We start from the raw sequence: 10,655 nt of genomic DNA on the forward strand, positions 1-10,655 counted from the left end.
ACGCGCCCGCGGGATCAAGGCCGTGATCCCCGAGCCGTCCGACCAGCAAGGCCACCGCAAGCGCCGCGGCTCACGCGGCGGACGCCCCGTCGGCCTCGACGCCGCCGACTACAAGGGCCGCAACGTCATCGAGCGCCGCTACTGCCACATCAAGCAATGGCGAGGACTCGCCACCCGCTACGACAAACTCGCGATCACCTACCGGGCCGCTGTCATCCTCAACGCCGTCATCGCCTGGACCCGGCAATTATCAGACATGCCCTAGATCACGCACAGAGATCGGCCCGGCACCCCAGAGGGTGCCGGGCCGATCGCGTGCCGCCGTTCGGGTTACAGGCCGAGGCCCGTCAGCAGGCGGTTGAGGAGCGCCGTGATGTCACGGGGCCGTCGCGGTCGAGCAGTCCCGCGACCGCGCACAGCAGGTTGCCGAGCAGGTTGCCCGCGCCGGGCTGGGCCGTCACGTCGAGGTTCACCGGGGCAAGGTCGACGACGAGGCCGAGCAGGTCGAGGTGCAGCGGACCGAGGTCGAGCGTCAGGATGTCGCACGCCTGGTCGACCATCAGCGAGTCGACCGGTGCCGTGAAGTCGACGCCCTCCGTGGGCAGCCGGGCGTGCATCGTGAGCCCAAGGGCTGCACTTCGCGCGGGCTACCAGTGAGAAGTAGCGGCCGGTGTCAGCGGTGGTGTCCCCGGGGAAGGATCAGGTAACACGATCTTCTCGGGCGGAAACACGATCGACCTCCCGCTGTAGCCAACCCGAAACGGATTGGCCCGGAAACTGACGGCATGACGACGGCCGACACGGTTTCCACCCGGGTGAACATCGCACTCCTGGGTGTCCGCAGCGACGCACCCGTCCGCCGGACGGGCGGTGCGGGGCCGAGCGACGACGGGCACTTCCTCATCGGTGGAGAAGGCGCAGCCATCCCGCTCAACCCGGACAGCCCGTACGTCATCCGCTCCGGGCGGCTGACGCTCGATGGTGCCGACCTCGGCCTGGACGTCCAGCCGGTTCGACGCCCGGCGTTCTACGACCTGCAGACCGCCGACGGAATCTCGTACGAGAAGATCGCGAAGCTGCACGGCCGCGACATCCTCGCCACCACCGTCGTCCAGACATGTGTGCGTTACGACGAGAGCGAGCGATGCCGGTTCTGCGCCATCCAGGCCTCGCTCGAGTCGGGCGCGACGATCGCCGTGAAGACACCGGCGATGCTCGCCGAGGTCGCCGAGGCGGCGGTGCGGTTGGACGGGATCCGGCAGATGGTCATGACCACGGGCACATCGAACGGACGGGACCGCGGCGCCAAGCACTTGGCGCGCTGCGTCCGGGCGGTGAAGGCAGCGGTTCCCGATCTTCAGATCCAGGTGCAGTGCGAGCCCCCAGCCGACCTGCAGGCGATCACGGACCTGTACGAGGCGGGTGCGCGCTCCATCGGCATCCATGTGGAATCCATGGACGACGAGGTGCGCCGGCGGTGGATGCCCGGCAAGTCGACCGTGTCGATGGACGAGTACCGAGCTGCGTGGCGGGAGGCGGTCCGCGTCTTCGGCTACAACCAGGTATCGACATACCTGCTCGTCGGCCTCGGTGAGGACCCCGACGAGTTCGTCGAGGGAGCGCGCGAACTGATCGAGATGGGCGTCTATCCGTTCGTCGTGCCCTTCCGTCCCCTCAAGGGCACCCTCGCCACCGACGTCGACCATGTGCCTGCCCCGGATCGGCGGCTGCTGCACGATGTCACGACACGCGTCGCCGAGCTTCTCACGGCGGCGGGCATGCGCAGCGAGGACCAGAAGGCCGGGTGCGCTGCGTGCGGCGCATGCGGCGTGCTCAAGACTGCGGGGGCGTGAGCGCATGCTGGACGTCCCCGTTCTCACCGGACACGCCGTACCGCGCACGGACGCGTGGAGCATCGGTCGTGCCGAAGGGCAGGAAGTCGAGGCCTACCGACGCATCCGACGCGACGTTTTCGTGGACGAGCAGGGACTTTTCGCCGGCACCGACGGCGATCGCATCGACGACGACCCGCGCACGATCGTGCTGGTCGCGCGCACACCGGAGGGTGGGGTGCTCGGCGGTGTGCGTCTCGCCCCGGCCACCGAAGGACGGGACATCGGCTGGTGGACCGGTAGCCGGCTCGCCGTCGCGAAGGGTTCGCGGCACTCCGGTGGCATCGGCCCGGCGCTCGTACGTGCGGCGTGCCGCACCGCGCTGGATTCGGGCGTGCTCCGCTTCGAGGCGGCGGTGCAGCGGCCCAACGCCGTGCTCTTCCGGCGCCTGGGGTGGACGGAGTGGGGCAGCGAGATCGTCGCGGGTGTCGAGCACGCTCGCATGCGCTGGCCGATCGAGCGCATCGCACGGCTCGTCGAGGCCACGAAGGCGCCGATCGTCGACGTGATCGGCATGCTTCGCGATGACATCCTGCACACGCTGGGCGGCGAAGGCTATGTGGGTGACGACGGTGCCCCGATCCCCGGCAGCGACCTGGTCGCCGCGTGCGACGCCATCCTGCCATCGCTGCTGACCCGCGACCCCGAGTGGGCGGGGTGGTGCGGCGTTCTCGTCAACATGAACGATCTCACGGCGATGGGGGCGACCGGATCGGGCCTCATGAACGCCGTGGCGGCGCCGACCGCTTCCTTCGCCCGCCGCGTGCTGAACGGGCTCCGCAGCGCCGCGATCGCGTGGGATGTGCCGGTGCTGGGCGGACACACGCAGCTGGGTGTGGCACCGTCCCTCACCGTCACCGCGATCGGTCGTGCCGCACGCCCGGTGCCCGGCGGCGGCGCACGGCCGGGTCATGACCTCTCGCTCACAGTCGATCTCCGCGGCGGGTGGCGTCGCGGCTTCGAGGGAAAGCAGTGGGACTCGACGTCCACGAGCTCCGGTGCCGACCTGCGCGCCATGGCGCGGTCGGTCGGCGAGGCGCGACCCGCGGCCGCCAAGGACGTGTCCATGGCGGGCATCGTCGGCACCGCGGCGATGCTCGCTGAGTCGTCGGGTACAGGGGTGACGATCGATGTCGCCGCCGTCCCGGCGCCTCCCGGGGCCGCCTTCGGTGACTGGCTGACCTGCTTCCCCGGGTTCGGGATGCTCACGAGCGATTCTCCCGGGGCGTCACGCATGACGGCCCGCCCGGCGACCACCGCCGTCATCGGGTCGATCGATCCCCAGCCCGGTGTCCGGCTGCGTTGGCCCGACGGCATCGAGACCGTCGCGGCAGGGCCCCGCGCGAGCGGTCTGGGTACCGCCTCCGCACGTGGAAGCGCCGCCGAGCACACACTCTGACCCCTATCGACGTTCCACCGCCATCCGGCACACCCTTCGCGCACCACCGACCGACAGGAGAGCACCATGACCGACGACATCGACGCCCAGATCCAGGCGAACATCGAGAAGTCGCTGAACGAGATTCCGCACCCGTCGCTGCCGAAGGGCAGCAACCTCTACGGATCCACGAAGATCTTCCCCGACTACCAGGCCGAGAACGGCGAAAGCTACTTCACGCTCGTGCACGGCATCCCGCATGAGTCGTCGGTGAGCTTCGTCGCGATCCTGCAGGCCACTCGGGCGCTGCGCAAGGGCTTCGAGTCGGCGATGTACTTCTACGGACCGGGAGCGCTCGCATGCATGGCGACGCGTGGCTTCCCGACGACGGGGGACGCTGGCTTCCCTGGAGAGCTCAACATGAACGGCTCCCTGGAGACCTTCATCAAGGAGGGCGGCACCGTGTTCGCCTGCCGGTTCGGCATGGCGCTGCACGGCCTGCGCGAAGAGGACCTCATCGAGGGCGTCATCCCCGCCCACCCGCTCGACGTGCAGGATGCGCTCATCCACTACGCGCGCAAGGGCGCGATCATCAACTCCACATACAACCTGTAGGAGCAGGAAGTGACCGTGACAGTCGCCGCGGTCGCGGCCAACTTCGGCCGCGACCTCGAAGAGAACTACGCGCTGATCGAACGTATCGTCGGGGAGGCGAGGGACGCCGGAGTGCAGCTCCTCGTCTTCCCCGAGGCTGCCATCGGGGGATACCTCTCCTCACTGGGAAACCACGGCGACACGGTGCGCACGACGCAGCGCTCGCTGCCACCGGCCATCACCCTCGACGGTCCCGAACTGCGCCGTGTGCAGCAGATCGCCGGTGACATGATCGTGTGCATCGGCTTCTGCGAACTCGACGCCGATGGCGAAACGCGTTACAACGCGGCAGCCTGCCTCGACGGCACCACCATCTACGGGGCGTACCGCAAGGTGCATCAGCCGCTCGGCGAGAACATGTCGTATTCGGCAGGGTCGGAGTATCGCGCGTTCGACACCCCGGTCGGGCGTATCGGGCTGCAGATCTGCTACGACAAGGCATTCCCCGAAGCAGCACGGTCACTGGCGCTCGACGGCGCTGAGATCATCGCCAGTCTCTCGGCGTGGCCGGCCGCGCGCACAGCGACCGCCGAGAATCTGCAGGAGGATCGCTGGACGTACCGCCACAACCTCTTCGACATGTCGCGCGCCCTCGACAATCAGGTGTTCTGGATCGCGTCCAACCAGTCGGGCACGTTCGGATCGCTCCGATACGTCGCGAACGCCAAGGTCGTCGACCCTGGTGGCAACGTGCTCGCCACGACGCTCCTGGACGCGGGACTGGCCATCGCGGAGATCGATGTGGAAGCGACATTCCGGGCGATGCGCGGCGGGATGTTCCACCTGCGTGACCGGCGACCCGATGCCTACGCCTCCGATCTCGTCGCCCGCAAGGAGGAGCTCGTCCATGCCTGAGATGCGTTTCGCGGTGCGGTGGCCGGATGGCGCCGTCACCGAACACTATTCGCCGAGCCTCGTGATGCACGACCATCTCGTCGTCGGTGCCGACTATCCGGTCGAGGATTTCCTGGCGCGTACATCCGCTGCCCTCCACGAGGCCAGCGAACGCGTGCGCGCCAAGTTCGGCTTCGCGTGCACCTCGGCGATGGCGTCCGAGCAGGAGATCGGCCGCCTCGCCGCGGGATTCGGAAGCGGCACGGTCGAGGTGCTGCGGATGGAGCCGCCCCTGCCGGGCGACGAGGGTGCCGCATGATCCGCGCGACGCTGACTTCGGGCGAGCACTATCCGACGGTCATCGTCGGCGCCGGTCAAGCCGGACTGTCGGTGAGCAAGCTTCTCGTCGACCGGGGCATCCCGCATGTGGTGATCGAGCGCGACGAGATCGCCCACGAGTGGCGGGACGGGCGGTGGGACAATTTCACGCTCGTCACCCCGAACTGGCACTGCTCGCTTCCCGACTACCCCTACGACGGCGACGATCCCGACGGCTTCATGCAGCGTGACGAGGTCTACGCCTGGGTCCGGCGATACGCCGACTCGTTCGACGCGCCCGTCATCGAGGGCGTCACCGTCACCCGCGTCTCAACGCACCCGACGTCCGGTTTCCTCGTCGAGACCACGGCCGGCACAGTCACGGCCGACAGTGTGGTGGCGGCCGTGGGCGGCTACCACGTCCCCGTGCTGCCCGAGTGGGCGGGCGCTGTGCCGCCTCGCATTCTGCAGGTGCATTCGCATGAGTACCGCAGTGCCTCGCAACTTCCCGCCGGAGACGTGCTCGTGGTCGGAACGGGACAGTCGGGCACCCAGATCGCTGAGGACCTGCACCTCGAGGGCCGGCGCGTTCACCTGGCCGCCGGGCGAGCGCCCCGCGTCGCGCGTTTCTATCGGGGACGCGACTGCATGACGTGGCTGGCCGAGATGGGGGTCTACGACATCCCGGTGTCGACGGCGGGTCTGGCCAAACGCGAGTCGACCAATCATTACGTCACCGGACGGGACGGCGGCCGCGACATCGATCTGCGAGCATTCGCCCAAGAGGGCATGCAGCTGTACGGCCGGGCGATCGGGGTGGACGCCGATGGCATCCTCTTCGGCGGAAATCTCGCCGCCGACCTGGACTATGCCGATTCGGTGGCGGAGTCGATCAAGAACGACATCGACGCGTACATCGCGCGCGAGGGCATCGAGGCGCCCACCGAAGAACGGTACTCGCCGGTGTGGGCGCCGCCGCCGGATGCGCCGGACAGGCTCGATTTCGCCGAGCTGTCGGCGATCGTGTGGTCCATCGGATTCCGGGCCGATTGGTCATGGATCGACCTCGACGTGTTCGACCCCGAGGGCCATCCCGCCCACACGCGCGGCGAGACGTCGGTCCCGGGGTTCGCGTTCATCGGATTGCCGTGGATGCACACGTGGGGATCGGGGAGGTTCCACTCGGTCGCGCGCGACGCCGAGCACGTCGCCCAAGGCATTGCGGCGCACGTGGGCGAGACGCACCGCCAGCGTCTGGCGGGATAGCGTCCTACGCTGACGTCGATGAGTTCGGTGACGATGGGGGCGGTGGCGGCGCACTTCGGCCGCGACGTGGAGCGCACGCTCGTCAAGCTTCCCGGCATCGTCGAGCAGGCCCGACAGGCGGGTGTCGATCTGCTGGTGTTTCCGGATGCGACGATCGGCGGATACCTGCTCGATCTGCACCACCCCGCCCAGGCCGACGGCGGCCTGCCGCCCGCCGTCGAGCTCGATGGGCCCGAGGTGCGGTCGGTCGCCGAGGCGGCCGGCGACATGGTGGTGTGCGTTGGCATCGCAGAACGGGTGCTCGTCGACGGGGAGGAGCAGCGGTACAACACCGCCGTCTGCGTGGGCGGCGGAGAGATCCTCGGCACGCACCGCAAGGTTCACCTGCCGTTGGGCGAATCGGAGGCGTACCGGGCGGGAGAGGGGTTCGATGCGTTCGATACGCCGGTCGGACGCATCGGGATGCTCATCGACTTCGACAAGACGTTCCCCGAGTCTGCACGATCACTGGCCCTCGACGGGGCCGAGATCATCGCCTGCCTGAACGCGTGGCCCGCGAGCGTCACCGACCGTTCCGACCGCATCCGCAACGACCGGCAGGCGCATCTGTTCGACCTGTACGACTGCGCCCGCGCCGCCGAGAACCAGCTGTTCGTCGTGTCGGCGAACCAGACCGGTGTGCTGGGCGGCCTGCGCTTCCTCGGGCAGGCGAAGGTCGTCGACCCGGCCGGCGAGATCATCGCGAAGACGTGGGCGAAAGGGGGTCTCGCGCTCGCCAGCGCGGACGTGTCCGCGGACATCGCCCGTGCTCGGCGATCGCTCGACCATCTCGCGCAGCGGGTCGAGACCGCCTACCGGACCGGCTCGGTGTGATCCGTGCAGATCGACCAGATCACTTACTCGACCAAGCCGCGCGGCGGAGTCGTGCACACGCTCGCCCTCTCCGAGGCTCTTGCGCGGCGAGGCCACGAGGTCACGGTGTGGACGCTCGGCCGCGGTGGCGACCGCGCATTCTTCCGTGACCTCGATCCGGCGGTGCGGATCCGGGTCGTGCCCTTCGACCCGCGAGAGGATGAGACCGTCGGCGATCGCATCGAACGCTCCATCCAGACGATGCGCGCGGCCTTCGCGCCCACGGGAGGAGTGGGCGGGATCGTCCATGCGCAGGACTGCATCTCGGCCAACGCGGTCGGCCGTGCCATCCGCACGATCCACCACCTCGACGCCTTCACGACGCCACGGCTCGTGGAATGCCACGAGCGTGCCGTGCGCGAGCCGATCGCGCGACTGTGCGTATCGGCTGCCGTCGCCGGCGAGGTGAGGGAGCAGTACGGACTCGGCGCGACCGTCATCCCCAACGGCGTCGATTTCACCCGCTTCGCCGGGGTGCCCGCCGACGACCGCGGCGTCTGGTCGGCGCGACTCGGTCGTTACGTCCTCGCCGTCGGCGGAATCGAGCCCCGCAAGGGCAGCATCGACCTGCTGGAGGCCTACGCGATGCTGCGGACACAGCATCCGGATGTCTCGCTCGTCTTCTGCGGCGGCGAGACGCTGTTCGACTACCGCGACTACCGCGCCGCATTCGACCGTCGGGCCGTAGAGCTGAATGTCTCACCCATCGTCCTCGGCACGCTTCCGCACGACGCGGTACCGCCTCTGGTCGCTGCAGCGGATGTGCTCGCCTTCGTCTCGACGAAGGAGGGCTTCGGGCTGGCCGCTATGGAAGCGCTCGCGGCCGGGACGCCCGTCGTCGCGCGCGATCTGCCGGTGCTGCGCGAGGTGTTCGGCGGCGCCGTCGCCTACGCCGCGGACGTCGCAGGAATCGCCGCGGCGCTCGAGCGGGCGTTGTCGACTTCCGTCGATCCCCGTCCGGGTCGGAAGGTCGCGGCCTCCTACTCGTGGGACACCGCGGCGGCGCGGCACGAGCGGTTCTACGAACTGGTCTCCGAACGCGGAGGAGACGGCGGTGCGCCGCTCGATCTCGAAGATCTTCGCTGACGCGGCACGCGACACACCCGACTGCATCGTCGTCACGGACGCGGCGGGCGACCTGACGGCGGCGGCGCTGGATGCGGCGGCCACACGGCTGGCGTGGGAGCTCATCGCGCGGGGCGTGCGGCGCGACGACCTCGTCACCATCACGCTGCCGAACACCCGCGCGTTCATCGTGGCATGCGTCGGGACATGGCGCGCCGGTGCGACCCCGCAGCCTGTCGCCATCGACCGCTCGCCCGGACAGCGTCTCGCCATCGCCCGCGTCGCGCGGCCGAGCGCCGCGATCGGGGCCCCGACCGGCATCTCGGGGATGCCGACGATCGACGATCCGCTCGCGCTCGAGGGACGGTACCCGTCCACGGCTCCGCCCGACTCGTATGCGGCGAGCTGGAAGGCGCCGACGTCGTCGGGCAGCACCGGCTCGCCGAAGCTCGTCGTCGCCACCGGGCCCGCGTTGTTCGATCCGACGCGGCCGGCGGCGGAGTTCCTGCCGCTGGCGGGTGTGCAACTGGTGTCAGGGCCGCTGTCGCACTCGGCCGTGTTCACATACGCGATGCGCGGGCTCATGACGGGTCACCGCCTCGTGGTGCTGCCGCGCTTCGACGAGCGCGCGTGGCTCGACGCCGTGGAGCGGCATGCGGTGACCTGGGCGCTGCTCGTCCCGACGATGATGCGCCGGCTGCTGCGGCTGCCCGAGGCGGAGCGGTCGGTTGCGCGGGTGCGCAGCATCGAGACCGTGCTGCACATGGGCGCACCCTGTGCGCCGGACCTGAAGCGAGGCTTCCTCGCCTGGCTGGGTCCTGAGCGCGTCGTCGAGGTCTACGCGGGCAGCGAATCGAACGGGCTCACCCTCGTGCGCGGCGATGAGTGGCTCCGGCACCCCGGCACGGTCGGGCGCCCGGTGGGCGGTACGGAGATCCTGATCCGCCGCTCCGATGGCTCGCCCGCCGCGGTCGGCGAAGCGGGCGAGGTGTGGATGCGGCGCGGTACCGAATCCGCGTATCGGTATCTCGGAGCCGCATCCGCTCGCGATGACGATGGGTGGGACACCCTGCGCGACATCGGGCACGTCGACGAGGAGGGGCGTCTCTACCTGCGGGACCGTTCGGATGATGTCATCGTCCGCGGGGGCGAGAAGATCTACCCGGCCGAAGTGGAGGCGGTGCTCGAGGCCCATCCGGCCGTGCGGGGTGCAGTGGCCTTCGGTGTGCCGCATCCGGAGCTCGGCGCGGTCGTCGCCGCGGTCGCCGATATCGCCGGTGCGGACATCGACGAGCGGGAGTTGCGTGCGTGGGCAGCGGAGCGACTCGATCCGGCACGACGGCCGTGCACTCTGACGCTCGTGCGCCAGGCGGTGCGCAACGACGCGGGCAAGACATCCCGGGCGGCCTGGCGTGAGGCGTGCCGGTCAGCCGATGGTTCCGCGTCTCGTTCGGGGGCGAGCGGCGTCGCCATGTCTGCACCCCGCTGACGACAGGAGCTGGCAGTTCGTCGCGCGCACACCGTACCGCTCAGCCTCTGCGCGCCTCCGTCACCTGCTTGGAGCGGACTGCGGGCCTGCCCGCCAGTCGGATTGTTCCCCATGCGCCGGCCGCGGCCGTGCCGACCACTGCGGCGACGAAGACGGCGAAGAGGACGGAGTGATGCATCGCCGTCTCCGGGATGCGACGCTCGGGAACGGCCAGTACGCCGAAGAGGGCTCCGAGCAACCCCAGGTAGCTTCCGGTCATAAAGGACCGGTGGGCCTTCACGTTGTGCCGTCGGGCGGCGACGATCCCCAGGGTCACGGTGCCGGCTGTGAACAGAGACAGAGCGTGCAGCCATCCGAAGCCGCCCGTGATCGTCCTGATCCGGAAGGAGGACGCGATCACGAAGGCCATGGCGGCGACCCACGACCACCCGATGATCCGGTGAGGGCGATCGCCTCGTCGGCGCCGGATGATCTGGAAAGCGCCGAGCACGAGCGCGTATGTCGCGGAGATCGCGTGCAGAAGAATCAGGGGGTCCCAACGATCAAGCATCGCCCGATCCTTCCACAGCCTCCAGCTGCCGAAGTCGCCGGACCGCCTGGGTCTGCTGAACGAATAGGTGACAGTTTCGGTTAGGCCGCGAGGGCCAGGTTCTGGTTCATGATGGTCTCGAACTCGATCGGCGTCAAACGGCCCAGACGGGCTTGCCGGCGGCGTCGGTGGTAGGTCCGCTCGATCCAGGTCACGATCGCGACGCGCAGCTGTTCTCGGTTGGCCCAGGCGCGGCGGTCGAGGACGTTCTTCTGCAGCAGGCTGAAGAACGACTCCATCGCGGCGTTGTCGCCCGCA

At 69.3% G+C, this 10,655-nt stretch carries 13 protein-coding genes; 10 read left to right on the forward strand and 3 right to left on the reverse strand.

Features of this window, described 5'->3' with window-relative positions; translation table 11 throughout:
• A partial coding sequence (locus B5M43_RS14495; protein WP_230668242.1) for a transposase occupies window positions 1-265 on the forward strand: 265 nt, incomplete at its 5' end.
• 82 nt (window positions 266-347) lie between these two features.
• Here B5M43_RS14495 and B5M43_RS14500 read toward each other — a convergent pair.
• The gene (locus B5M43_RS14500; protein ID WP_205829549.1) at window positions 348-617 is read right to left on the reverse strand and encodes a hypothetical protein; all 270 of its coding nucleotides are present in this window, start codon (window positions 615-617) and stop codon (window positions 348-350) included.
• 168 nt (window positions 618-785) lie between these two features.
• Between B5M43_RS14500 and B5M43_RS14505 the strand changes: the two genes are divergently transcribed.
• The 9 genes from B5M43_RS14505 (at window position 786) to B5M43_RS14545 (ending at window position 9,808) form a co-directional block, all read left to right on the forward strand.
• Window positions 786-1,853 (forward strand): MSMEG_0568 family radical SAM protein, encoded by a 1,068-nt coding sequence (locus B5M43_RS14505; protein ID WP_134747069.1) that lies wholly within the window; start codon window positions 786-788, stop codon window positions 1,851-1,853.
• 4 nt (window positions 1,854-1,857) lie between these two features.
• Window positions 1,858-3,291 carry an MSMEG_0567/sll0787 family protein gene (locus B5M43_RS14510; RefSeq protein WP_134747071.1) on the forward strand — a complete coding sequence of 478 codons (1,434 nt, stop codon included), beginning with the start codon at window positions 1,858-1,860 and terminating at the stop codon, window positions 3,289-3,291.
• Window positions 3,292-3,357: 66 nt separating this feature from the next.
• Window positions 3,358-3,885: an MSMEG_0572/Sll0783 family nitrogen starvation response protein gene (locus tag B5M43_RS14515; protein ID WP_134747073.1), complete on the forward strand. Its 528-nt coding sequence runs from the start codon at window positions 3,358-3,360 to the stop codon at window positions 3,883-3,885.
• A gap of 9 nt (window positions 3,886-3,894) precedes the next feature.
• Entirely contained in the window at window positions 3,895-4,779 is an 885-nt protein-coding gene (locus B5M43_RS14520; RefSeq protein WP_134747075.1) for a carbon-nitrogen hydrolase family protein, read from the forward strand.
• Window positions 4,772-5,077, forward strand: coding sequence for an MSMEG_0570 family nitrogen starvation response protein (locus B5M43_RS14525; protein ID WP_134747077.1), 306 nt, complete (start codon window positions 4,772-4,774; stop codon window positions 5,075-5,077). Before B5M43_RS14520 ends, B5M43_RS14525 begins: the two co-directional genes overlap by 8 nt.
• Window positions 5,074-6,342 carry an MSMEG_0569 family flavin-dependent oxidoreductase gene (locus B5M43_RS14530; RefSeq protein ID WP_134747080.1) on the forward strand — a complete coding sequence of 423 codons (1,269 nt, stop codon included), beginning with the start codon at window positions 5,074-5,076 and terminating at the stop codon, window positions 6,340-6,342. The genes B5M43_RS14525 and B5M43_RS14530 overlap by 4 nt, the downstream gene beginning before the upstream one ends.
• A gap of 66 nt (window positions 6,343-6,408) precedes the next feature.
• Entirely contained in the window at window positions 6,409-7,215 is an 807-nt protein-coding gene (locus tag B5M43_RS14535; RefSeq protein ID WP_230668248.1) for a carbon-nitrogen hydrolase family protein, read from the forward strand.
• Window positions 7,216-7,218: 3 nt separating this feature from the next.
• Complete coding sequence (locus B5M43_RS14540) at window positions 7,219-8,340, forward strand: MSMEG_0565 family glycosyltransferase (RefSeq protein ID WP_134747084.1); 1,122 nt, start codon at window positions 7,219-7,221, stop codon at window positions 8,338-8,340.
• On the forward strand, window positions 8,309-9,808 hold the full coding sequence (locus tag B5M43_RS14545) for an AMP-binding protein (protein ID WP_167626831.1): 1,500 nt from the start codon (window positions 8,309-8,311) through the stop codon (window positions 9,806-9,808). The genes B5M43_RS14540 and B5M43_RS14545 overlap by 32 nt, the downstream gene beginning before the upstream one ends.
• 40 nt (window positions 9,809-9,848) lie before the next feature.
• On the opposite strand, the gene B5M43_RS14550 is transcribed toward B5M43_RS14545, so the two are convergent.
• Both B5M43_RS14550 and B5M43_RS14555 read right to left on the reverse strand, forming a co-directional pair.
• Window positions 9,849-10,358: a DUF2306 domain-containing protein gene (locus tag B5M43_RS14550; RefSeq protein WP_134747088.1), complete on the reverse strand. Its 510-nt coding sequence runs from the start codon at window positions 10,356-10,358 to the stop codon at window positions 9,849-9,851.
• A gap of 80 nt (window positions 10,359-10,438) precedes the next feature.
• The coding region (locus B5M43_RS14555) for an IS3 family transposase (RefSeq protein ID WP_230668180.1) at window positions 10,439-10,655 on the reverse strand (217 nt) is incomplete at its 5' end.

Source organism: Microbacterium sp. MEC084 (assembly GCF_004514465.2).
GTDB lineage: Bacteria > Actinomycetota > Actinomycetes > Actinomycetales > Microbacteriaceae > Microbacterium.